The organism is Tetragenococcus koreensis, assembly GCF_003795145.1.
In the GTDB taxonomy this organism is placed as follows: domain Bacteria; phylum Bacillota; class Bacilli; order Lactobacillales; family Enterococcaceae; genus Tetragenococcus; species Tetragenococcus koreensis.
This window is the reverse complement of sequence record NZ_CP027786.1, coordinates 2,043,677-2,066,393: the sequence shown is the minus strand read 5'-3', so window position 1 is coordinate 2,066,393 and position 22,717 is coordinate 2,043,677. Positions and strand designations below refer to the sequence as shown.

General features: G+C 36.2%; 20 protein-coding genes and 1 pseudogene. 12 read left to right on the top strand and 9 right to left on the bottom strand.

Translation table 11 applies throughout. The features are described 5' to 3' along the window. Positions 1-6 precede the first annotated feature (6 nt). The gene (locus C7K43_RS13215) at positions 7-174 is read left to right on the top strand and encodes a hypothetical protein (RefSeq protein WP_157977747.1); all 168 of its coding nucleotides are present in this window, start codon (positions 7-9) and stop codon (positions 172-174) included. 120 nt (positions 175-294) lie between these two features. Here the strand turns inward: C7K43_RS13215 and C7K43_RS09950 are convergent, their stop codons facing one another. From C7K43_RS09950 to murE, 3 genes are all read right to left on the bottom strand, one after another. Next, on the bottom strand, positions 295-711 hold the full coding sequence (locus tag C7K43_RS09950) for an Ohr family peroxiredoxin (protein WP_124006702.1): 417 nt from the start codon (positions 709-711) through the stop codon (positions 295-297). Between the two features lie 196 nt (positions 712-907). Further along, positions 908-1,129, bottom strand: a complete 222-nt coding sequence (locus tag C7K43_RS09945) for a hypothetical protein (protein WP_124006701.1) — start codon at positions 1,127-1,129, stop codon at positions 908-910. 103 nt (positions 1,130-1,232) lie between these two features. After that, the gene (murE, locus tag C7K43_RS09940; RefSeq protein ID WP_124006700.1) at positions 1,233-2,732 is read right to left on the bottom strand and encodes a UDP-N-acetylmuramyl-tripeptide synthetase; all 1,500 of its coding nucleotides are present in this window, start codon (positions 2,730-2,732) and stop codon (positions 1,233-1,235) included. A gap of 178 nt (positions 2,733-2,910) precedes the next feature. On the opposite strand from murE, the gene C7K43_RS09935 reads away from it, so the two are divergent. Further along, positions 2,911-4,557, top strand: coding sequence for a putative polysaccharide biosynthesis protein (locus tag C7K43_RS09935; protein WP_124006699.1), 1,647 nt, complete (start codon positions 2,911-2,913; stop codon positions 4,555-4,557). A 59-nt stretch (positions 4,558-4,616) separates the two neighbouring features. Next, complete coding sequence (locus C7K43_RS09930) at positions 4,617-5,336, top strand: pseudouridine synthase (protein ID WP_124006698.1); 720 nt, start codon at positions 4,617-4,619, stop codon at positions 5,334-5,336. Positions 5,337-5,345: 9 nt separating this feature from the next. Here the strand turns inward: C7K43_RS09930 and C7K43_RS09925 are convergent, their stop codons facing one another. Further along, positions 5,346-6,200 (bottom strand): RluA family pseudouridine synthase, encoded by an 855-nt coding sequence (locus C7K43_RS09925; protein WP_124006697.1) that lies wholly within the window; start codon positions 6,198-6,200, stop codon positions 5,346-5,348. Between the two features lie 177 nt (positions 6,201-6,377). On the opposite strand from C7K43_RS09925, the gene C7K43_RS09920 reads away from it, so the two are divergent. Next, the gene (locus tag C7K43_RS09920; RefSeq protein ID WP_124006696.1) at positions 6,378-8,537 is read left to right on the top strand and encodes a PBP1A family penicillin-binding protein; all 2,160 of its coding nucleotides are present in this window, start codon (positions 6,378-6,380) and stop codon (positions 8,535-8,537) included. Positions 8,538-8,596: 59 nt separating this feature from the next. Further along, positions 8,597-8,938, top strand: coding sequence for a YlbF/YmcA family competence regulator (locus C7K43_RS09915; RefSeq protein ID WP_124006695.1), 342 nt, complete (start codon positions 8,597-8,599; stop codon positions 8,936-8,938). A gap of 174 nt (positions 8,939-9,112) precedes the next feature. Here C7K43_RS09915 and C7K43_RS09910 read toward each other — a convergent pair whose 3' ends face one another. After that, positions 9,113-9,667 (bottom strand): hypothetical protein, encoded by a 555-nt coding sequence (locus C7K43_RS09910; protein WP_124006694.1) that lies wholly within the window; start codon positions 9,665-9,667, stop codon positions 9,113-9,115. Between the two features lie 270 nt (positions 9,668-9,937). Between C7K43_RS09910 and C7K43_RS09905 the strand changes: the two are divergent. From C7K43_RS09905 to C7K43_RS09890, 4 genes and pseudogenes are all read left to right on the top strand, one after another. Next, positions 9,938-10,132 (top strand): annotated as a pseudogene (locus C7K43_RS09905) (GyrI-like domain-containing protein); the annotation flags it as partial. 274 nt (positions 10,133-10,406) lie between these two features. Next, the gene (locus tag C7K43_RS09900) at positions 10,407-11,612 is read left to right on the top strand and encodes a metallophosphoesterase family protein (RefSeq protein ID WP_124006692.1); all 1,206 of its coding nucleotides are present in this window, start codon (positions 10,407-10,409) and stop codon (positions 11,610-11,612) included. After that, the gene (locus C7K43_RS09895) at positions 11,593-14,253 is read left to right on the top strand and encodes an ATP-binding protein (protein ID WP_124006691.1); all 2,661 of its coding nucleotides are present in this window, start codon (positions 11,593-11,595) and stop codon (positions 14,251-14,253) included. Before C7K43_RS09900 ends, C7K43_RS09895 begins: the two co-directional genes overlap by 20 nt. A 51-nt stretch (positions 14,254-14,304) precedes the next feature. Continuing rightward, positions 14,305-15,252 (top strand): 3'-5' exoribonuclease YhaM family protein, encoded by a 948-nt coding sequence (locus C7K43_RS09890; protein WP_124006690.1) that lies wholly within the window; start codon positions 14,305-14,307, stop codon positions 15,250-15,252. An 88-nt stretch (positions 15,253-15,340) separates the two neighbouring features. Here C7K43_RS09890 and C7K43_RS09885 read toward each other — a convergent pair whose 3' ends face one another. The 3 genes from C7K43_RS09885 to C7K43_RS09875 all read right to left on the bottom strand — a co-directional run bounded on the left by C7K43_RS09885 (position 15,341) and on the right by C7K43_RS09875 (position 17,292). Next, on the bottom strand, positions 15,341-16,318 hold the full coding sequence (locus tag C7K43_RS09885; RefSeq protein ID WP_124006689.1) for a peptidylprolyl isomerase: 978 nt from the start codon (positions 16,316-16,318) through the stop codon (positions 15,341-15,343). Positions 16,319-16,451: 133 nt separating this feature from the next. Next, positions 16,452-16,838, bottom strand: coding sequence for a YtxH domain-containing protein (locus tag C7K43_RS09880; RefSeq protein ID WP_124006688.1), 387 nt, complete (start codon positions 16,836-16,838; stop codon positions 16,452-16,454). Position 16,839: 1 nt separating this feature from the next. Beyond that, positions 16,840-17,292, bottom strand: coding sequence for an HIT family protein (locus tag C7K43_RS09875; protein ID WP_226996781.1), 453 nt, complete (start codon positions 17,290-17,292; stop codon positions 16,840-16,842). A gap of 152 nt (positions 17,293-17,444) precedes the next feature. On the opposite strand from C7K43_RS09875, the gene C7K43_RS09870 reads away from it, so the two are divergent. Genes C7K43_RS09870 through manA form a run of 3 tightly spaced genes read left to right on the top strand, consistent with a single transcriptional unit; the run spans position 17,445 to position 20,294 of the window. Further along, positions 17,445-18,248, top strand: a complete 804-nt coding sequence (locus C7K43_RS09870; RefSeq protein ID WP_124006686.1) for a CppA N-terminal domain-containing protein — start codon at positions 17,445-17,447, stop codon at positions 18,246-18,248. Positions 18,249-18,296: 48 nt separating this feature from the next. Then, positions 18,297-19,304 (top strand): serine hydrolase domain-containing protein, encoded by a 1,008-nt coding sequence (locus C7K43_RS09865; RefSeq protein WP_124006685.1) that lies wholly within the window; start codon positions 18,297-18,299, stop codon positions 19,302-19,304. 33 nt (positions 19,305-19,337) lie between these two features. Then, complete coding sequence (manA, locus tag C7K43_RS09860; RefSeq protein ID WP_124006684.1) at positions 19,338-20,294, top strand: mannose-6-phosphate isomerase, class I; 957 nt, start codon at positions 19,338-19,340, stop codon at positions 20,292-20,294. Between the two features lie 95 nt (positions 20,295-20,389). Here the strand turns inward: manA and C7K43_RS09855 are convergent, their stop codons facing one another. Beyond that, positions 20,390-22,660, bottom strand: a complete 2,271-nt coding sequence (locus C7K43_RS09855) for a glycoside hydrolase family 65 protein (protein ID WP_124006683.1) — start codon at positions 22,658-22,660, stop codon at positions 20,390-20,392. Between the last annotated feature and the right edge of the window lie 57 nt (positions 22,661-22,717).

Sequence of the window (22,717 nt, the reverse complement as noted above, 5' to 3'; positions counted from 1 at the left end):
TTGTCTATGATTATGATGAATGAAATCAAAAAAATTTTTAATCAGTTGGGCTTTACAATTATATATGAGATCTCAGAGGGATTTTCAGCGGATAAAAAGTATGTAGCTAAAAAGAAAAGTGAGCTGTATTTAATAAAAGTTTTTAATGCGAATACTATGGACGAAGTGGTATAGGTCTATAAAGAAAGATGGCCTTGTCTTATAGCATAAGACAAAAGTTTAACAAACAAATGACCTAAGATACAAAATAGCACATAAAAAAGAAGCTAGAGCGTTCTAGCTTCTTTTTAAAACTTATTCTTCTGCTTCATACTTGATGTCGACATTGCCATGTACAGCTTTTGAGTAAGGGCAGATGCCATCGGTTTCTTTCATATATTTCAAAGTATCTTCTTTGGAAACACCATCGATTTTACCAATCAATGTAACTTCTAGGTGAAGTGTTGTATGATCATCTGGTAGATCACCATATAAAGCTACTTCTGCGCGAATTGTACGATCACGATCGCCTAAACCATCGCGTTCTAATGGGAATTGAATTGCACCGTTGAAACAAGCAGAAATTCCTGCAGCAAACAGTTCTTCTGGGTTAGTATAACCTTTTTTATTTGTTCCGGTTGTTTTTACTTCAAAGTCACCACTTAAGGATTTGCTGACACCTTCGCGTCCGCCTTCATTAATTACAGTTGAAACAGACATCTTATTGCTCATGAATCGACACTCCTTTTGTGTTTTTTTGTTACAACTTCACTATAGTATAAAAAGAGAAAGAAGAGAAATAAAGTGCTTGCTACTTACTGTTAAAAATAAAATATAAGAGTAGTAAAAGAAGTCACTGGACAAGTAATGAGTAATAAAAAAGCTGACTTATACCTAGAAGGTAAAGAAGTCAGCTTTTTTACAACAATCATTTTTTTGCACGGGCTAGGCCTAAAAATAAGGTAGAAGTGGCAACAATGGGGAAAAACAGCACCAGCACAAAACCATAAGGCATAGCTGAACGAGTGTAATGTTCAGCAGTTCCTTGGGCAAGAACAGATGCTAAAAGTTTCCAGCCGAAAAAAGTAATCAAAAGAAGAATGATTGTCATCCCTGTTAAAAAGAATATTTTTTTATGTTTAGTCGTCATGGGAAAGGCTCCTTCAAGTTATCAATACATTGATTATACAAGAAAAACGTATAAAAATAAGGGGTTTTCCCAGAAAAATAAAAATGTAATACAAATGAAATAATTAAACTTCCTTTGCTTCATTAATTAAACGTTTAATGATATGAAAGTCACCTTCGTAGAAATCTTCTGACCCTTGATATTTCATCATTTTTTCGATCCCCTTACCAGCAATGATGACTGTATCGTTTGCTTTAGCTTGTTTAAAAGCAGAAGTAACAGCAGTAGCTCGATCTAATTCCAACTGAATTTCAACCTTGGGGTTAGTAATTGCTGCTTTTATTTCTGTCGCAATAGCAGCAGGGTCTTCAAAATCAGGATCATCACTAGTTAATATGGCAACATCTGCACATTCTGATAGTGCTTTTCCAATATCAGGTCTACGTGAGATAGCTTTACCACCTGCGCTACCTGTGACGATAATCGTTCGGCCATCAGGTCTTAACTCGTGGGCAAATTGACCAATTGAATGAATACTAAGATAGTTGTGCGCATAATCGACAAAAATGTAAGCCCCGTTCGCTTTTTCTAGTAAGTTCATCCGCCCTGGAATTTGTGTTAATGGTAAGCTTTCTTGGCATTTTTGTTTAGAGACGTTTGCCAATCCACAAACTAAAATGGCCGCTGCGGCATTTTCATGATTGAATTGACCAAACAGAGCTAATCGATAGTTTCCATTAACGTTAAGCATGTCTTCGTTTTTAGCAGATAGGTCAAATGAGCGCTCTTCGGCTTTATCTGATAAAAGATAGGTACCTTCTTTGTGACCATAAGTATATAAAGGAATTTGATGGTCGATACAAGTTTTTTCTAAGATATCAAATTGGTCACTTTCATGGTTAATTACCATCTGCTTGCTGTTTAACAATAGCTGTCTTTTACAATTAAAATAATCTTCAAACGTTGGATGTTCGATCGGGCTAATATGATCTGGACTAATATTTAAAAAGACGCCCGTTTCAAAAGTAAGATTATACACACGCTTTGTTTTATAAGCTTGTGACGATACTTCCATCACTAAGTGAGTTAATCCATTTTCACAGGCAGTAGCCATTTGACGGTATATGTCTAAAGCTTCAGGAGTCGTCAATTTTGATGGAATTAATGTCGTTCCATCTAACGTTGTTTCTTCTGATGAAAATAATGCGACTTTTTTATCAAAAGCGTCGTCTAATATTTTTTTAACAAAATAGGCTGTGGTCGTTTTTCCCTTGGTCCCGGTAATCCCGATTTTGTATAATTTATCTTGGGGATTGTGGTAGAAATGCTGTGCAACAATGGCCATTGCTTTACGGATATCAGTGACAATGACTGCTTGGGCTGTTGTGTCGTATTTTGTTTCAGAAACATAAACGTCAACACCTTTATTAATAGCATCTTGCAAAGAAGCTTCTTTAAAATTCATTCCCTTGCAAAAAAATAGCGTATGTTCTGCTAAATCGCGAGAATCATAAGATAGATAGGTAAAGTATTGTTCGGCTAGTTTATTTTTATCAACGGGTTCTTTTAATAAATTTTTTTCTGCTAAAAGTTGGCAGAGTTCTTTAAGGGTTATTGAATACATGGATGTCCACCTTACTTTCTGGTAAAAACTTCTCAACCATTATAGCATAGGAGAAAGAAAACCGGTATTTTTGATAAAATTTTTTAATGAAAGCAGTCGTTTTTAAAAATAGTTTGCGATTGCTTCTGTTTCGAATTAGAATAGGGATTATGTATAAGAAAAGTTGGAGAAGGTGACCATGATAAATAATAGAAACCCCGAAACACCAGAGTTAACAAATGAAGATAAGATGGCTCGCGGTTCTGCCTGGATGACGATTGGTAATATTGGTTCACGCCTTTTAGGCGTCATTTATCTTTTGCCTTGGATCTATTGGCTAGGCGATGATTATTTACCAGCAAATGCCTTATTTAATATGAGCTATAATGTTTATGCATTATTTTTAATGATTTCAACCGCAGGGCTGCCTTCTGCGATTGCAAAGCAGGTGTCTTATTATAACTCGATAAATGAATACAAAGCTAGTCAAAAGCTTTTTATAAGAGCCATGCAATTGATGTTAGGCTTAGGCGTAGTTTTTGCGGTAATCATGTATTTTGCGGCTCCAGCCTTAGCAAGGCATGCTGGAGGCGGCGTGGATTTAATTCCATCAATGCGTTCGTTGAGTGTAGCTATTCTGGTTATTCCGCTTATGAGCGTCATTCGCGGATATTTTCAAGGGCTGCAAAATGTTGCGCCTTATGCCATCTCTCAATTAGTTGAACAAGTAGCTCGTGTTGGCTATATGTTGATTGCTACTTTTATTATTATGCGCTTAGGTAGCGGTGATTATGTTGCCGCTGTTACCCAATCAACGTTTGCTGCCTTTATTGGGGCGTTAGCCAGTATTGCTGTCTTACTTTATTATTATAAAAAAGAAAAAAGCAGGCTTGATATTCTAGTTGATATGAGCCCAGGTAATGTAAAAGTTAATACAACTCGATTATTGTTACAAACGATAAGGGAAGCTGTACCCTTTATTATCGTTGGTTCTGGGATTACCATTTATAAATTGGTCGATCAATATACTTTTATCAGTACTATGGAACGTTTTACTGAATATACTAATCAGCAGTTAAAATCACTATTTGCTTTATTTAGTGGGAATCCAGATAAGTTAGTCATGGTTGTCATTGGGTTAGCTACCTCTTTGGCTACTGTAGGGTTACCATTAGTTACCGAAGCTTTTGCCAAAAAAGATCGTCCAGCTTTAGCAAAATTGGTTAGTAATAATTTGCAATTGTATACTTTTGTCATGTTCCCCTCGACATTTGGTATGATGTTGTTGGCTTATCCATTAAACACCCTGTTTTACCAGCCCGATCGTTTGGGTACTAACCTATTGATTGCGGTTAGTTTTTCTGGCTTGATTTTGGGTTTATTTATGCTTACTTCAAGTATGTTGCAAGGCATTTATGAAAATCCTTCAGCTGTGCTTTATTTTGCTATTGGGTTAGCCATTAAATTCTTGACCCAAACTTTAAGCATATATATGTTGGAATCTTATGGTCCAGTGGTTTCTACTATACTTGGGTTTAGTGTGACCTGTTATCTGAATTTGCGTAAGTTGCACAAAAAAACCGGATTTAACATTACCTTGACTTTACGAAGGGTTGTTCTAGTTTTTCTGCTGACCATGGTTATGCTAGTTTTTGCCGGTATCGCGCGCGGAATTTTTGGCATGGTATTTACACAAGAACGAAAGGCACAATCCTTTATTTTAATCCTCATCGTCGCAGCAGTGGGTGCGTTAACTTACATTTATACGGCATTAAAAGTCCGTTTAGCTGATAAGCTTTTGGGAGCGAAAATGGCTTCACTACGGACAAGACTAAAAATAAAATAAATATAAAAAGGTTCGAAAGTCATCTTGATTTTCGAACTTCTTTTAAAAGGAGGAAAATTTTGCGTTTAGATAAATATTTAGCAGATATGGATTTTGGTTCTAGAAAAGAAGTGAAGCAATTAATCAAAAATAAACAAGTTGCAGTAAACTCCGAGATAGTAACTTCTGATAAATTCCAAGTCAAAGAACAAGAAGACAGTGTTACTTTAGAGGGCGATGAAGTTGTTTATCAAAAATACTTTTATTATCTACTCAATAAGCCTGCTGGTGTCATTACCGCAACTGTGGATGTTTTTGAAGCAACAGTCTTAGACATCTTTTCTGACCAAGATTTTCGTTCAGACCTTTTTCCTGTAGGACGTTTAGATAAAGATACAGAAGGCCTACTTGTAATAACAAATGACGGCGCTCTTTCTCATCGTTTACTTTCGCCCAAAAGACACGTGGAAAAAGAATATCTGGCTACGGTTGATGGCATTATGACATCAGCGGATATCGGACTTTTTTCCAATGGCCTGAAAATTGATGGGGGTGAAGTTTGTTTGCCAGCAAAACTTAAGATTGATCAGGTAGATGAAGCAAACAATGTATCAACGATTCGTTTAGTGCTGCATGAGGGAAAATTTCATCAAGTAAAACGGATGGCCCATGCTGTGGGAAAAGAAGTTATGTATTTAAAACGAATCCGTATGGGACACTTGTACCTTGATGAACAGTTAGATCTTGGTAGCTATCGAGAATTAACTGAGGATGAAGTAAAACTGCTAGAAAGCAAATAAGTTTTCTTTTTACCATAATCCAGGTTGGGCAGTAATCTGAATCTGTTCTTGGGTAAAGGGATGAAGTAATTTCATTTCATAAGCGTGTAACGCCAAACGAGCTCCTTTTTTGTTTTGATATAAGGGATCACCAACAACAGGATGACCTAGGCTTGCTAAATGGACACGTATCTGATGGGTCCTACCTGTAGCCAGTGTGCAATAAATTTCGCTTGTTTTTTGGTGAGCTTGGTGTACTTTTACATGAGTAATGGCAGTTTTACCATGGCGCTCATCAATTATCTGCTTGCGATGATCGTGGCGATTTCGGCCGATTTTTTTATCGATAGTACAGTCCTGTGTTAATTTTCCCCAAACGACTGCTTGATAGCGGCGATAAATTTTCTTTTCTTCTAAAAGTCTTCCTAAAATTGGTAGAACAAATGGATTTTTAGCAAATAGAATAGCACCTGATGTTTCTTTGTCCAAACGGTGCACGACGTAAGGCCGTTCATCTTGTTCAGCTAAATAAGCGGTTAGATCATTTAAGAGAGTGCCTGTCTCTTCGGGTTGATTGGGATGCGTTTTTATGCCAACTGGTTTATTAACAACCACTAAATGTTCATCTTCAAATAAAACCGTGATATTTTCCTTTGAACCGGCTGTTACGTTCTGGTAGTTATAATCCTCTTCTTCAATTTGTAGAGTAATGATGTCATTGGCGTATACAAATTCATGAAAATTTATCGGTTGATGATTACGCCAGACGTTTTTACGAACCCGTAAAAAATGACGAACTTTTCGCGGAACGAGCCATTCCTTTTCTAATAATTCACGGAGTGTCATCTTTTTTTGTGAAGTCGGTAAAACGATTGAATATTCCATAAGACTCTTCCTTTCATCTCGTCATTATATCATGTTTAATGCTTTTTTAATAAAAATGTAAGCAAATTCTGTATGATAAATGATAAAATGTATAGGATTCATAAAGGAAAAATACAACGCAGGTAGTATTTGAGAAAAGAAGAATTATGCTACACTTAACACCAGGAGGGAAAAGTAATGGATTTTCAGCGCTTTTTTAGTACGATAAAAAAATATTTATCGTCGTTTTGGGCATGGCTGAAACCATACCTCGTACAGTTTCATTACTGGCGCAAGCGAGTTTGGAAGAAATATCATGTCAATAAAATATTACTGCTACTTGGGTTAGTTGTTATCTTAGTCATGAGCATTTATCTTTTTTATATAGCTAAAACCACTAAAGTCCAAGAGCTAAAAGCAGGTTTACAAGAAGAGACGGTTATTTATGATAACGAGGAAAATGAAGCAGGCAGTGTTTCTTCCCAAAAAGGGACATATATTGAAGTAGATGATATGTCTCCTTATGTGGTAGATGCAGTGGTCTCAACCGAAGACCGTAATTTTTATCAACACCGGGGTTTTGATATTAAGGGGATTGCTCGAGCTGGTTTGCGTATGGTTGTTAGAAGAAATACGTCCGGTGGCGGAGGTAGTACAATCACACAGCAATTAGCCAAAAATGCTTATCTGTCATTAGATCAAACCTTTAATCGTAAAGCCAAAGAATTATTTTTAGCCATTGAAATTGAAAAGAATTACAGCAAAGATGAAATCATGTCGATGTATTTAAATAATTCCTATTTTGGTAATGGCGTGTGGGGAGTTCAAGATGCAGCCCGTAAGTACTTTGGAGTTGATGCTGCTGAACTGACAATTGGAGAATCGGCAACGATTGCAGGAATGCTACGAGGACCTTCCTTATACAACCCGATTGACAACCCGGAAAATGCGACAAACCGGCGCGATACGGTTTTACAATTAATGGTGGATAACGACGAATTATCTGCTCAAGAAGCACAACAAGAAGAACAAGTTGCTATGAATGATTTGGTCAACGATACGTATCAACAAGAAGATGAAGGCTATCAGTATCCTTATTATTTTGATGCTGTGATTGAAGAAGCAGAAGAAAGATACGATATTAAGGCAGAGGATTTAATGAACCGTGGCTATAAAGTCTATACTGCGCTTGATATGAATTTTCAAAACGGGATGCAAGACGTTTATGATAATAATGGCTACTTTCCAGCTGACGCTGACGATGGCACAATGGTTCAATCAGCTTCGGTTGCAGTTGATCCTAACACTGGTGGCGTACAGGCGCTAGTAGGCCGTCGAGGGGAGCACACCTTTAGAGGATTTAATTTCGCCACTGATATGAAACGCTCGCCAGGTTCAACCATCAAACCGTTAAGTGTTTATACGCCGGCACTTGAAGCAGGATATATGCCAGATAGTGTATTAAAAGACGAACCCCAAGATTATTATGATGCTAAAAACTTCAATGGTGAGTACGAGGGGGAAGTCCCTATGTACCAAGCGGTAGCACAAAGTTTGAATTTACCAGCAGTTTGGTTGTTACATGAACTTGGTATAAACAAAGGTTATAATAAGACCCAAGAGTTTGGACTTGATTTAACAAAATCAGATAATTATTATGGTTTGGCGTTAGGTGGTTTAGAATATGGTGCTTCTCCTATGACAATGGCTGGAGCTTATGGTTCGTTTGCTAATGGTGGGACTTTATATACGCCTCATCTAATCACTAAAATCGTTGATGCAAACGGGGCAGTCATTGTTGATAATACTAAGCCTGATGGCGAAAAAATTATTTCAAAAGAAACATCTAATGAAATGACTAGCATGCTTTTGGGAACATTTTCTAATGGTACAGCTTCTAGTGCTAATCCTTATGGTTATACTGTAGCTGGTAAAACAGGTACGACTGAAACAGATTATGATCCAGATCAAAATAATGACCAATGGATTATCGGATATACACCAGATACCGTAATTTCTACGTGGCTTGGTTTTGAAAAAACCGATGAAAAACATAATTTCAGCGGAACAAGTGGTGATGTTGTCGGTCAAGTTTTTAAAGCTCAAGCCGAAAATATGCTACCTTATAGTAATAATTCGCAATTTGACGTAGCTGATGCATACGCTACAGGGGGAAAAGTAACAGCGGCCTCTGATGAGCAAGAGGATTCTTCTGATGAAGAAGGAAATGATTGGCAACAAGATGTCGACCAATTTACTGATGATGCTAGAGAAGGTTTGGGTGAATTTGGTGAACGTGTAAAAGAAGGCGGAAAAGAATTGATCCGTGGCTTTAAAGAACGCTTTAGCAACGATTAGCCAATCAAAGTTGAACATGTTACAATGTAACAAACAAAGAAAAAGTGAGGAAAATTTATATGGCAAATATTTACGATACAGCGAACCAATTAGAAAAAGAAATCCGAGAATTAGAACAATTTCAAGATTTAAGTGACTCTTTTGCTGAACTAAAAAAAGATGAGAAAGCTTACCTTTTGTTTAAAGAATTCCAGACATTCCAACAAGAATTACAACAAAAAATGTCGCAAGGTGAAGACATGACTGACGAGGATGCGCAAAGAGCACAAGAATTGGCGCAACAAGTTCAACAAGAACCGTTAATTAATGATTTAATGCAAAAAGAACAAGTCTTTAGTACCACCATCAATGATTTGAATCGTGTGATTATGACACCATTAAGAGAATTATACGAAGGATAATGATAAAAAAGGTTTTTGAGGGAATCCTCAAAAACCTTTTTTAATTCTTAGGTAATACCCAAACAAAAACGGGGTAACGCCTAGGTGGTTTATACGTTTACTAATCAGGATGGTGAACTGTAAATCTATTAAAAGCATAAAAAATATAAGAAAGCTAAACTATTCCGACTTTTTTTATTTCCAAAATTGATACCACTTTTTATTTTTTTGTTTTAAAGAAGCTAGTTCGGTTTCTAATGCTTCTTTTTCTTGGTGAAGTACTTCAGTTTGTTGCACTTTTTCTTGTAATTGGGTTAATTGTTCGTCTTTTTGCTGTAATTTTTCATCCAGCGCTTCTTTTTCTGTGGTATTTTCCTCTTTTGGAGCCTCAAGTGATAAGTATTGGTGCATTTCTTTAATTAATTTTTTGTCTTCGGCATTTAATTGTTGTTGTTGATCAACTAATTTGTGTAATTGGTCAATTTGCTCATCTTTTTTATTTAATTGCTCAACTAAGTAATCAAAAGAAGGATTTACTTGTGTTTCTTCAGTGTCTTCTTTATCCTCTTTGATATCATCTCCCAAATCGTCAATGATTTTTTGAATACCAGAATTAAGTAGGTAGATTGTATTATTTTCCTTGAAATAATCTTCCTCTGGTAATTTTTTATAGCGGTAAATGATTCGGTCTCGTGATACGTTCAGCTCATTGGCTAATTGCGTTAATGTTTTCCCTGTCTCATCTGACATAGTATAATTCTCCTTTGTTTTACTAATTCCTTTGGTAATGCCGAAGGTTTGCCTAGGTAAATTCTAGCATATTTTTTGTTGAAAAACGACCATTTATTTCGGTTTTATCAAATATACGATATATTTCACTTCTTATAGTCGAGTATAATTTTTTCCATTTTGTTATCCTTATTTGAGAAAGGAGGAAAGCAGAAGCTTATGATAAACAAATTAAATCAAGTAATTGACTATATTGAAAAGTATCTAGCGGATAAAACCGTTGTAAAAGACGCTGTTTTTCCTAATACGGGGCCATTCCCTGAAACTTTACAAGATACATGGGCAAAAACCTATGCAGAGTGGTTGGTATCTTCTGATTATGAGTTAGTTGCGGCGCCAAACTTCTCTTTTACTAAAATGGATGAAAATAAAGATAATTATGCATATAGTGAAATTTGGCTACCAGTAAGAAAGATAACTAAATAATAAGTTGCAACCAATGAAAAAAACTAGGACAAAGATTTCCAGCAATATTGATTTTACGAACGATTAACGGATTACTCCAATACTTTAATAGTCCTCGTCGCAAAAGACGACAATCTAAGACTTGGTGTAAGCAATTTTTCGTGAATTATTGCTGGAAAATAACTGATGTCCTAGTTCTTTTTTATTTGGATTGAAATGCGAAAACTTGTTCGCTTTTTGCTGACTTCTAATTAAAAAAATGCTAAAATAAAAGGTAAAAAGGAGAGTTGTTACTATGTTACGTTTTATTCACTGCGCGGACTTACATTTTGATCGTCCTTTCGAGGGACTTCATTTGATTGCAGATAAGGCCAAGAAATTACCTAGGGAAAACGAACAGGTACTTAGTAATATTGTAACACTTGCCATTGAAGAGACGGTTGATTTTTTGCTTTTTGCCGGTGATACGTTTCATCAAAACCGACCTACATTAAAAACTCAACAACAATTTTTTCAACAAATGGAGCGACTTAATAAGGAACATATACCTGTGTATATGATTTTTGGTAATCATGATTATTATGAAAAGGAACGATACTGGTTTGATTTTCCAGCGAATGTGCAATTGTTTAAAGAGGAAAATGTTCAAACGATTACTGGTCGTACTAAAAAGGGTGAATCGTATGCGATCAGTAGTTTTAGTTATCTACATCCGCAGATCAGTCAAAAAAAGATAAATGAATTCCCCACAAAACAAGAGGGTTATCACCTCGGTATGTACCATGGCGATATGGGAAGTGATCGTTTTGCTCCTTTTCAGTTACAAGAAATGAAAAGGAAAAATTATGATTACTGGGCACTAGGACATATCCATGTGCCTACAGTTCTTTCTCAAGAAGCTGCGATTTTATACGCAGGAACACCACAAGGTCACACCCAAAAAGAAGAGGCCACAGGTGTTAATCTGGTAACGATAGAAAATGGACATACAACTTGGCAAACCGAGGATGTTTCGGCGGTCCGTTGGAAAAGCCAAGATGTTTTACTGACAGGTATTCAACAACAAAAAGCGGTATTAGAAGAGATTATCTCAGCTTTCCAAAAGTCAGAAAAGGCTTTGGTCAAGTTACGTTTGAGAGATACAAAACTTTTACCGCAAAATTGGCTACAAGAAAAAGAAATTTTAGAATTAATCGCCTATGTTAATGACTACCTAGCTAGCCATCATTTTCAACAATTAGTCTATCAAATCGAAATAAACGAGGAAACCACGGCTGAAAAAATTACGATTTCTGCGGATAAAGAGCTTATTGAGCATCTTTTAACTATCTATCAACAGCAAAACATATTTACTGAAACGGTCAACGAGCTTGCGACTTATCCTTTAGCCCAACAAGCATTATCATGGGAACAGTTACAGGAAGAAACGTTTATGCAAATGAAACAGGAATTACAAAGCGAATTTAGTTGGAGGAACCTAGATGGAACTAAAGAAGGCTGAGATCACGGGGTTTGGTCACTATCGCAATCAAACATTTGAATTTTTGTCTGGTAACCAACTTTTTTATGGTGATAATGAAGTAGGTAAATCGACCCTGTATCAATTTATTTTGACTATGCTTTTTGGTTTTTCCAAAAAAAGTAGTAAGAAAAGAGACTATACACCACGTGATGGCGCTGCTTATGGCGGACGTCTTTGGTTAATTGTTGAACCTTATGGTGAGATATTAATTGAGCGTTTTCGTAAAGTCAATCGAGGTAAAGCGAAACTTTTCATCGAAGGCGCTGAAAAAGATGAAAAAATTTTAACTGAAATTTTGGCGCCGTTAAATAAAGTTGTCTTCCAAGATGTTTTTACTTTTCAGCAAGAACAACTTACACAAATCGATCGCTTGGAAGAAAAAGAACTCCAAACATCGCTGATTTCTTTAGGTATCACTGGTAGCCAGCAATTGATGGAAAAAATACAAACATATCAAAAGGAAAATCAACAGTTATTTAAGCCACGGGCTAAAAAGCTAACCTTGAATCAACAGTTAAGAAGCTGGCAAGACTTAAAGGAAACGATACAACAACAAGAAGCAGAAGAAGAGAATGTTCAAAAAGCTTACCAAAAAATAGCGGATTTTGACCAAGAGTTACAAGATCTATCCGAAGAACAAAAGAAATTGCAAACAGAAGAAAAAAGTTTAAATCAAAAAAAATCACATTGGTCCTTATATGAAGAATGGCTGGAATTGCGAGCCATGGAAAAAAGTCGCGTTTCAGAAGAAGAGCAAAAAGAACTTCGTCACTTTTATCACGAATACCAAAATCTTACTGAAAAAATCCAAAAAAAAGAAGACGAGCTCGCTCAACTTGAACAAGGGCAAGAGTCTGATCGTTATTTCTTTTATTTAGACCACGAAAAAAAGATACAAGATCTATTACATTTGGATGTCCCTATTATGCGACTGAAAGATGAAAAACAGCAACTTTTTCAAAATAAAGAGGATCTTGACCAAATACTGCTTAATTTAAAGCAAAAATGGGGTTGGACAGAACAAACACCGCCACAAGATTTAACTGATTCTATTGATTCAGCAATAAGCAAGGTCGAGCAGTTGAATGAACAGATAAGCCAAAAAGAGTTGCAAATTCAGTGGTTGAAAGAAAGAAGACGGCTAGCTGAAGAAGAAATTGACCAGTTAGAGAAAAAATATCCTGAATTACTAAACTCTGCCAAAACACAAAAAGGATCATTATTCCTTACTTTAGGCATTGGTTTTTCCTTTATTGCTGCAGGATGGTTTTTATCGATGCCACTAAATCTGATCACCTTTGCAATTGGTATAATGAGTCTGGGAATAGCAGCGCTAAAAAGCTATCAAAAGAAAAATCCGTCTTCTAAAATTAAGCCAACTTGGCAAGAAAAGTTACTTCAATTAGATTCTTATGCAGAAGAAATATTCAATGAAGAAAATAACTTAAAAAGATTAAAGCAACAAGAGCAAAAACTCAACACTGAACTACAAGCTGCTTTTGGCCAAGATAATACCATGCAAGATTGGCATGTTATCGTTCAAACTTATCGAAATGACCAAGAAAAATATGAAAAAGCAATATCAGATTATGCCTCTATACAAGGTCAACTGACAACAGCAAACAAGCAAAGAAATGAGCTAGAAGCACGTTTTCAATTTCTAGCAGAGTGGTTACCTATAGCAAATAAGGAACTGTCAGAAAAACAAGAGATTGTTCAAAAATTTTCCGCTCAGATGCAAGAAACGAAAATGACACGTTTGCAGCAACCGAGTACGTTGCTGGCACAACAGCTAAAACAAAATAAAGAAGAGCGAAATCAGTTATTTGCTGACTATACTACTTTATTAGAAATGGTTGGTCTGGAACAACCTACTGAAATTCCATTGTGGATAAAGCAGTGGGAAGCTAGACAAAAAAAGCTGACCAGAAAAGATGAATTGGCTGCTATTTTACATCCTATTTTTCCTAAAGACATAACCCATGAACAATTGACGCAATATTTAGCTGAAAATCAAGCAACACAAGAAAAGATCCAGGAGCAGACCAATCAAGTGCTAGAAGAAAAACAACGTTTACAGTTACAAGTGGAGTATTTACAAAAAAATGGTACATTAGACATGCTCTATCAAGAAGAAAATCGCATGCTATCAGAAATCCATGAGACAGCTTTGAAATGGAGCACTAATCAATTGCTAATTGCCTTTTTAAGTGATTTAGCGTCAGAATTATCCGAACAACAACTACCTCAGTTATTTAAACAAACGTCTTACTATTTTGCCCTATTGACAAATGGGCATTATCAAAAAGTACTATTGGTAGATGGCGTTATCAATGCTGTTTCAAAAGAAGAAACATTTGCGATTTATGAATTATCAACCGGAACAAAAGATCAATTAATCATGGCAATTCGCTTTGCTTATCTTTTCATGCAAAAAGAACGTAGTATTTCTCCAGTAATCATTGACGATGGTTGGCTTCATTATGATAGTACGAGAAAAGAAAATTTGGCTAAATTACTTGAGGAATTTGGTAAAGATTACCAAGTTATTTGTTTGTCATCTGATAAAGAAATGGTAAGCTATTATCAAAGGCTAGAGCAGTCAGTCATTAAATTTTAAATAAAGGATGTGAAAAACGATGCTTGCAAAGGCAGGCAATCGGCAAGTAAAATGAAAAAAATTCGAGATTTAGTTGTAGATGAAGATTTTCAAGGCTTTGTACTAATCAAAACCGCAGATGTACGTATTGCAAAAAATGGGAAGACATTTATTGCTTTTACTTTCCAGGATAATTCAGGTTCAATCGACGGGAAATTTTGGGACGCTTCAAATGATGAAATTCAGCGTTTTGAAGTTGGACGGGTCGTCCATTTAACTGGAAAAAGAGAAGTTTACCAAGGTAATCCCCAGGTGAAAATCTATAAGTTGAGGTTAACTAACCCCGAAGAACCTAATGATCCTAGCTTGTTTATGGAACGGGCACCGGTCAAAAAAGAAGCGATGGAAGAAGATATAAACCAAACAATATTTGAAATTACCAATCCTCATTGGAACCGTATTGTTCGATTTCTACTAAACAAATATAAAAAAGAATTCTTTGAATATCCGGCTGCTAAAAAAAACCATCATGCATTTGCCGGTGGATTAGCTTATCATACAACAACTATGTTACACCTAGGTAAAAGTTTGGTAAACGAATATCCGCAATTAGATGCTTCGTTGCTTTATGCTGGGGTTATTTTGCATGATTTGGGCAAAGTAATTGAGCTAAGTGGTGCGATGGCAACCGAGTATACGGTGGTAGGAAACCTTGTGGGTCATTTGGTTTTAGTAGATGAAGAAATCACCAAAGCTTGTCTAGCATTAAAAATTGACGAAAGTACCGAAGATATTGTCGTGTTACGTCATATGGTCTTAGCCCATCATGGACAATTGGATTACGGTTCTCCTGTACGTCCACGAATAATGGAAGCAGAAATTTTACATCAGATTGATAACATTGACGCTTCTATGCAAATGTTGAACAATGCTATTTCCAAAACAGAACCTGGAGAATATACAGAGCGGATTTTTGGAATGGATAATCGTAGTTTTTATGTACCCAAAAATGTTGAATAGCAAGAAAGTTTCTATATAAGTAGAAAAAGTTCCCTGGAAAGTTATTAAATGAAAACTTTCCAGGGAACTTTTTTATTTTCTTAAATGGTTAATCACTAGATTCTTCAGTTTCAGTTGCTTCGGTTGATTCTTCATCAGCAGAATCAGAAGAGCTATCATCACTATTAGCTGCATCAGTAAATTGAGCCAATACATCACTGAAAGCTTCATCTTGAATTTTTACGTTAGCATCTTGTAATTCTTCACCAATGACTTGTGTAGTAAACTCTTGATCATTTATTTTATTATCTGTGGCAACTTCTTGGATTTCATCTTCATATTTGTCCATATCGTTACCCTTATCTTGGTTCTTGTTCATTTTTAAGATATAGTAGCCAGAACCATAGTCAGATTCAACAGCAATTGGATCAGAGATATCTCCGTCTTCCATATCCCAAGCTTCTTCTTTGACTTCATCCGGAACTTCTTCGGCAGGAGTTGTGGAATCAAATTTTACATTTCCATCATCTTCTTTGGAAGGAGCAATGGAATTTTCTTCGGCGATTTTACCAAAGTCAGCGTCATCTTCATCTACTTCATCTTTGACTTCATTAGCGTCATCTTCAGATGTAACTGCAATTAGTTGTGCTTCAACTTGCGGATGATAAGATTCCCATGCCTCTTTTAAGTCATCATCAGTTAAATTAACATGATCTTCTAAACCTTTTTGTACAGCTAAACTTTGTCTGTAGGTTTCTTCTAATTCATCTCGGCTCATTTGCGAAGCTTCTAATTGTTGGTTTAAGGTATCTTCGTCACCGAAAGTATCTGTAATTTGTTGATCTACTTCGTCATCTGAAACTTCATCGCCATATTTCTCTGTAAAGACTTGGGAGATAATCATATCTAATACGATTTGCTGGTTGTTTTGGTCGGTTTTTGCTTTATCGTAAAAATCACCAACAGTTATTGTATCACCTTTCATGGTAGCAATTTCGTCATCTGTATCCGAGTCCCCAGAACAAGCAGCCAAGCCAAAAACACTTAGCAAGCAAGTCATTGATAAAATGATTTTTTTCTTTTTCATGTTCATATGCACTCCTGTTATCTATAGATTAAATATTAACAGGGTTTACTATATCACAGTTCTTTTTGGATTGGAAAGCTTTGGCAAAAACTTTCCAATAAAATTCAAACATTGCACATAATTCTTTTTAGATTTAATCCTCCGTAGTACTTTCTGAAGTGTTTACAGAAAAATCGGCAATATGTGTTTGTAATTCTTGAGCCTGTTCATTTGCTCGATCGATACGTGGTTGAGCTTGAAATTTGAATGCTTCGACATCTTTTTGCAAAGAATCCATTACAGAAGGAATAGTTTCTTGAATAGTTTTTTGAGTATGATTCATTTCTTTGCCAAAATTTGTAACGCTTTGCTGTAATTCTTTAGCTGAATCTGTTGCATCATCCAGCGAGTCACTGACTTCGTCAACATAATCTTTCATCAGTTGTTGGGTTTCTTTTCCGCTTCTAGGTGCCCAAAATAGCCCCCCAATACTTCCTACACTAGCGCCAAAAACTAAACCCTTTATAAAGTTTTTTATCATCTTAGCTCACCTGCTCTTTAATAGTTTGTGCAATTTTTGTCATTTCTTCTGGACTATATTGCTCTGAATGATCACCAAAATGCATCGAAAAATCATCCTCTTTACCATAGCGAGGAATTAAATGAACGTGAGAATGAAACACTGACTGATAAGCAATTTCTTTATTATTATTAATAATATTGATCCCTTGCATTTCTGGAAAGGCTGTCTGTAAAGCTTGAGAAACTTTTGGGATACGGGTAAACAAATCAGCAGCTAATTGTTCGTTGAATTCAAAAATATCACTGACATGTTTTTTAGGAATAACCAAGGTATGTCCCTTAGTTACTTGAGTCATATCCAAAAATGCATATACTTTTTCATCTTCGTAAACTTTGTAACTGGGAATTTCTTGATCTCTTATTTTACAAAAAATACAATCATTCATATAAAAGTACCTCCTTTTTTCTCTTATTCTTACTTTACCATATTTTTTGAAAGGATAACATGAAACGGATAATTTTGGTCTTTAGTATAGAAAAAAGCGTGATTTTAAGTTATTAGTTGAAAGAAAACGGATTTATCAGTACAATGGTTTGAGAATAAGCAAGGGGGAAATGGAATAAGATGTCAGTTTTTACTTTAGCAGATAATGCAGAACAAGTTACCATAGGCATACGGGTAAAAGATCGCGACCAAATGATTACATTTTACAAAGATATGATTGGCTTTGCCTTAAAGACAGAAGAAAATGCTTTGGCGATTATGGGTTTAAAAGAAAATAAAGCAGAATATTTATGGTTGGAAGAAAGTCCGCGGGCTGAAGAACACTTCGGGGAAGTTAAAAAACTGAAGCAGTTTACATTAGCAGTTTCCAGTGTAGAGGAGCTAAGTGATGTATACCATCGTCTTAAAGAATCCTCCTATCCGATTGTCCAAACGTCCTATGATGAAAAAGCGCGGTTATTAGTAGATGATCCAGAAAAAAATCGTTTGGAAATTGTTGCAAATATAGGTGAAAAAGAAGTAAAAAACGATGAACAGCTCCTGTCCTTAGCAACTGGAAAGTTTACTAATTTATCAAAGGATGCTTCATTTCAACAAGTGCATTTGAATGTTACCGAAGCAAAAACAGAAGAGAATTTCTTGCAAAATGCCTTGGGATTTTACCTAGGTAAAGAAGAAGCAGAAAATTCTGATCTGGATGTTATTTTGCATGTCATTCACGATCAACCGTTTGATATTGCAAGTACTGAAGTTCTAGGACTTGAAATTATTCGTTTGGTCATAACAAGTGAAGAACTAGTTGCGTTGGAAAAACGTTTAGCTGAAAACAAGCAAGATTTTTATATCGATAAGAAAAAATCAATCCTTACTGTTTATGATCCGGCCGGCGTTGAATGGTGGTTTGTTCGTAAAAGTGACAAGTAGCACGCGTTTTTTGCGCGTGTTTTTTTATAAGTTGTAGAAGGGAAGATTATGTACTCAAAGACGCAGAAAAAAATTTATGATGGCTGGCAAAAGAATGTTTTTTCTGGCGTCGTCTATCGTTTCATTGATCATGAGAAAAGAAAGACTAAGGTGTTAGGAAATGCAGCGCTGGTTCCACAAAAAGAAATCATGACTCAAGAGCATTTATTTGATGTGGCTTCTTTAACCAAAGTTGTGTGTACGACCACCGTTGTTTTGCGTCTACTAGAAGAGCAAGTTATTCAGTTGGATGATCCATTACAAAAGTATTTACCTCAGTTTCAAGACGGCAGAGTTACTTTACGCCACTTATTAACACATACAGCAGATATTACTACATGGATCAAACAACGTGACCAGCTAACAAAAGAAGCGCTAAAACAAGCTTATTTAACTGTGCAAGCAGGGGATATTCTTGGTAAAAAAGTGAAGTATACGGACAGTGGGATGATTTTGTTAGGCTTTATGTTAGAAGAAATTTTTCAAGAAAATGTGACCACAATCTTCAAAAAAGAAGTCCTAGCACCATTAAACATGACTAACAGCTGTTTTTCGCCCGTTCAAGGGAATAAGAATAAGGTTGTGCCGACAGAACGTTTATCCTCTGGGAAAGTATTAAAAGGACAAACCCATGATCCTAAAGCACGAGTTTTAAAAGAACATGCGGGCAATGCTGGCCTATTTTCCACGGTTGAAGATTTAGATCGCTTTGTACAAGTGTATTTGTATCAAACTAGCTTTTTAAGTGAAAAAACAATTAGTGAATTGTTGTATGATCAAACGCCACTTAAAAACGGGGACAGAACTTTAGGCTGGGATCTTAAAGATAAGAATAGGGTATTATTTCATACGGGATACACCGGTAGTTTCTTAGCTATCGATCCACTAAATAAGCAAGCATTCATATTTTTATCAAACCGCGTCCATCCGGTTGATCATCGAACAGCTTATGTCAAATATCGCGATGAACTAGTTACTTGCTATCTAAGTGAAAAAAACTCGTACAGCATGTTATAATAAAATAGAATTTATTTAAGAAGAGGTGTAGTTATGCAACCACTATTTATGGAGCCTGTGTTTCAAGAAAAAATTTGGGGTGGAAATTCTTTACACACGGTATTCGATTTTGATTTGCCAAGTGAAAAAATTGGAGAAGATTGGGCAATTAGTGCGCATCCACATGGCGTTAGTACCATTCAAAATGGTCCTTTCAAAGGAAAGAAACTTGACCAACTATGGCAAGAACATCAGGAACTGTTTGGTAATCAACAGGGAGATGTTTTCCCGTTGTTAGTTAAGATTTTAGATGCAGCAGATGATTTATCTGTACAAGTTCACCCAGATGATTCTTATGCGTTAAAGCACGAGGGAGAATTGGGTAAAACTGAATGCTGGTATATCATAGATGCTAAACCAGGCGCGCAGATCATTTATGGACATACGGCAAAAACTCGCGAAGAATTGGCTCAAATGATTCAAGAAGCGCGTTGGGATGAGTTATTTAATAAAGTCAATGTTAAAAAAGGGGATTTCTTCTATGTGCCAAGTGGCACAATTCATGGTATCGGGGAAGGAATCATGATTTTAGAAACACAACAAAGCTCAGACACCACTTATCGAGTTTATGATTATGATCGTAAAGATGACCGAGGTAATACCAGAGAACTGCACATTGAGCAGTCAGTGGATGTGACTTCTGTTCCTGCACGAGCAAACACGTTGAATATTTCAGAAACCAAACAAGGGAAATCTTCGGTAATTACCTATCTGCAAACAGAATTTTTTAATGTGTACGAGTGGCAAGTTCATGGCGCACTTAAATTAAAAAAACAAGCGCCTTATACATTAGCAACCGTTACAGACGGATATGGTAAGTTGATTGCAGCAGGTGAAGAGTATGAATTAACCATGGGAACAAGTTTTATTTTACCTAATGATATTGAACGTTGGGAATTACAAGGAGAAGCCACATTGATTGCTTCTGAACCTGGAAAATCGCTTAAATAATGAATATCGCAGGAAATCAATATGCTAAAAAATTGATTTCCTGCGATATTTTTTGACTTTTTATCCCACTTATTGACTATTATTTTAGTTTGAAATTAATCTGATTTAGACTTAATAGTTAGGTCATCTGTTAATGTATATCTCTCTTGGTAAACTTTAAGTGTTAAAGGATCTCCTTTAATTAATTGTAATTCGACTGTATCAGCAGTGACTTTAACAAACAGCAATCGATTACGATAATTAATATGAAAGGCATAAGATTGCCAAGTTTTTGGTAACAATGGGGCAAAACTTAAAGTCTCATTAAAAGATTTCATCTGGGCAAATCCTTGGACAATGGCAAGCCAACTGCCGGTCATAGAAGTAATATGCAATCCATCGTCTGTGTCATTATTGTAATTGTCCAGGTCTAAGCGAGCCGTACGCTCATACATTTCTAATGCTTTGTCGGCGTTACCAATTTCGGCTGCTAAAATGGCATGGACACATGCAGATAAAGAAGATTCATGGACGGTCATTGGTTCATAGAAGTTAAAATTACGTGTTTTTTCTTCTAAGGTATATTGATCGCCAAAATAATATAATCCGTGCAAAACATCAGCTTGTTTGATAAAACAAGAACGTAAGATATGATCCCAAGACCAGTGCTGACTTAGGGGTAGCTCTTCGGCAGATAATTGGTCTTTAACCATAAGATCTTTATCTAAAAATGTGTCGTGCTGTACAAAAATTCCTAATTTTTCATCGGTAGGAAAATACATGCGGTTAATAATATCTTGCCATGTTTTTTGTTCGTCTTCTGTAAGTTCAACCGTTGCCTCTGTTTTATATTTTTGATAGCTGTCTAAGGTATATTGTAGCGCCCATGTAGCTATTTTATTAGTGTACCAGTTGTTGTTTACATTATTTTCATATTCATTAGGGCCAGTCACGCCATGAATCATATAGGCGTTATTTCTTTGAGAATAATGTACCCGATCTGCCCAAAAGCGTGAAATGGCAACCAGTACTTCTAATCCTTCATTTTTCAGATAGGAAGTATCACCAGTATAATTTGTGTAATTGTAGATCGCATAAGCAATGGAACCATTCCGATGAATTTCTTCAAAAGTAATTTCCCATTCGTTGTGACATTCAATACCGTTAAAGGTTACCATGGGGTAGAGGGCTCCCTTTAATCCTTGTTTGTCAGCATTGTAATAAGCTTGCGGTAATTGGTTGTGTCGATATCTCAAAAGATTTTTTGGTACTTTGGGTTCGGCTAAAGCTAAATATAGTGGGACTGCAAAGGCTTCTGTGTCCCAATAAGTTGCGCCGCCATATTTTTCACCAGTAAACCCTTTAGGTCCAATATTTAAGCGTTCGTCATCTCCATAATAAGTGGAGAAAAGTTGAAATAAGTTAAAGCGAATTCCTTGTTGTGCCGCATCATCGCCTTCAATAAGGACATCAGCAAGTTCCCAGCGCTTATGCCAGGCTTCACTGTGTTCATTCTTTAGAGCAGAAAAATCGGAGCCAAAAGATTGTAATAGTACTTGTGCTTGGTCGACTTGTTTTTCTTCTGGTATATCACGACTTGTTACCACGACAACTTCTTTTTCTAAGCGGGTAATTTCGCCAGTAGCTAGGGAAAATTCAAATTCATGACTAATAGACAATGGTTCTTTTCTTATTTTTATAGGGGCTAGATTATGTTTCATACTTGAGGTAACAACGAACTGTTCGACATCAAAGTCATTTTCAATGGTTTGAGTAGTCAAGAAACTAGCAGTATTGGTTACTTTTTTATTTCGCTCTTGCCAGAACATTTCTTTGTAATTGCTATCCTCATTGTGCACATTATTGTCCAGTTTTGAGATCACATAGATTTCAGCTTGTCCTTCTAGTACTTCAGCTTCCATAGTAATACAAGCTAGTTCTTTTTTAGTGATGCTTACAAAGCGTTCGAAAGAAAATTTTACCTTAGTATTACCGATACTCACGGTGAATTGTCGGTAAAGGATGCCATCATACATATTTAGTTCTACATAGAAATCTTCGTAGCTGCAGCTAGCCAGATCGACTTGAGTGCCATTGACAAAGAGATCTAACGCAATGAAGTTTACCGCGTTGATTACCTTGCCATAATAGTCTGGATAGCCATTTTTCCACCAGCCTACTCGGGTTTTGTCTGGATACCAGACCCCAGCAAGATAAGTACCTAGGTGGTGATCAGCGCTGTAGTATTCTTCGAAATTACCACGCATCCCCATGTAACCATTACCGATGCTGGTAATCGATTCGTGCAATCGTCGATTTTCTTTATCAAGTGTGGAAGTAGTAATCTTCCAGGGGTGAACATCCAATGTACGTTGTACAGTTTCCATAGTATTTCCTCCGTTCCCATTATTGATTAGTATACTTATTGTAATTGAAATCGGTTA

Excerpts from the sequence above, each read along its gene's own strand:
- C7K43_RS13215 (WP_157977747.1), top strand. The coding sequence starts at position 7 with ATGATTATGATGAATGAAATCAAAAAAATTTTTAATCAGTTGGGCTTT.
- C7K43_RS09910 (WP_124006694.1), bottom strand. The coding sequence starts at position 9,667 with ATGTCAGATGAGACAGGGAAAACATTAACGCAATTAGCCAATGAGCTG.
- C7K43_RS09895 (WP_124006691.1), top strand. The coding sequence starts at position 11,593 with ATGGAACTAAAGAAGGCTGAGATCACGGGGTTTGGTCACTATCGCAAT.
- C7K43_RS09950 (WP_124006702.1), bottom strand. The coding sequence starts at position 711 with ATGAGCAATAAGATGTCTGTTTCAACTGTAATTAATGAAGGCGGACGC.
- C7K43_RS09915 (WP_124006695.1), top strand. The coding sequence starts at position 8,597 with ATGGCAAATATTTACGATACAGCGAACCAATTAGAAAAAGAAATCCGA.
- C7K43_RS09880 (WP_124006688.1), bottom strand. The coding sequence starts at position 16,838 with ATGATAAAAAACTTTATAAAGGGTTTAGTTTTTGGCGCTAGTGTAGGA.
- C7K43_RS09890 (WP_124006690.1), top strand. The coding sequence starts at position 14,305 with ATGAAAAAAATTCGAGATTTAGTTGTAGATGAAGATTTTCAAGGCTTT.
- C7K43_RS09920 (WP_124006696.1), top strand. The coding sequence starts at position 6,378 with ATGGATTTTCAGCGCTTTTTTAGTACGATAAAAAAATATTTATCGTCG.
- C7K43_RS09925 (WP_124006697.1), bottom strand. The coding sequence starts at position 6,200 with ATGGAATATTCAATCGTTTTACCGACTTCACAAAAAAAGATGACACTC.
- C7K43_RS09870 (WP_124006686.1), top strand. The coding sequence starts at position 17,445 with ATGTCAGTTTTTACTTTAGCAGATAATGCAGAACAAGTTACCATAGGC.
- manA (WP_124006684.1), top strand. The coding sequence starts at position 19,338 with ATGCAACCACTATTTATGGAGCCTGTGTTTCAAGAAAAAATTTGGGGT.
- C7K43_RS09855 (WP_124006683.1), bottom strand. The coding sequence starts at position 22,660 with ATGGAAACTGTACAACGTACATTGGATGTTCACCCCTGGAAGATTACT.
- murE (WP_124006700.1), bottom strand. The coding sequence starts at position 2,732 with ATGTATTCAATAACCCTTAAAGAACTCTGCCAACTTTTAGCAGAAAAA.
- C7K43_RS09935 (WP_124006699.1), top strand. The coding sequence starts at position 2,911 with ATGATAAATAATAGAAACCCCGAAACACCAGAGTTAACAAATGAAGAT.
- C7K43_RS09885 (WP_124006689.1), bottom strand. The coding sequence starts at position 16,318 with ATGAAAAAGAAAAAAATCATTTTATCAATGACTTGCTTGCTAAGTGTT.
- C7K43_RS09900 (WP_124006692.1), top strand. The coding sequence starts at position 10,407 with ATGTTACGTTTTATTCACTGCGCGGACTTACATTTTGATCGTCCTTTC.
- C7K43_RS09865 (WP_124006685.1), top strand. The coding sequence starts at position 18,297 with ATGTACTCAAAGACGCAGAAAAAAATTTATGATGGCTGGCAAAAGAAT.
- C7K43_RS09945 (WP_124006701.1), bottom strand. The coding sequence starts at position 1,129 with ATGACGACTAAACATAAAAAAATATTCTTTTTAACAGGGATGACAATC.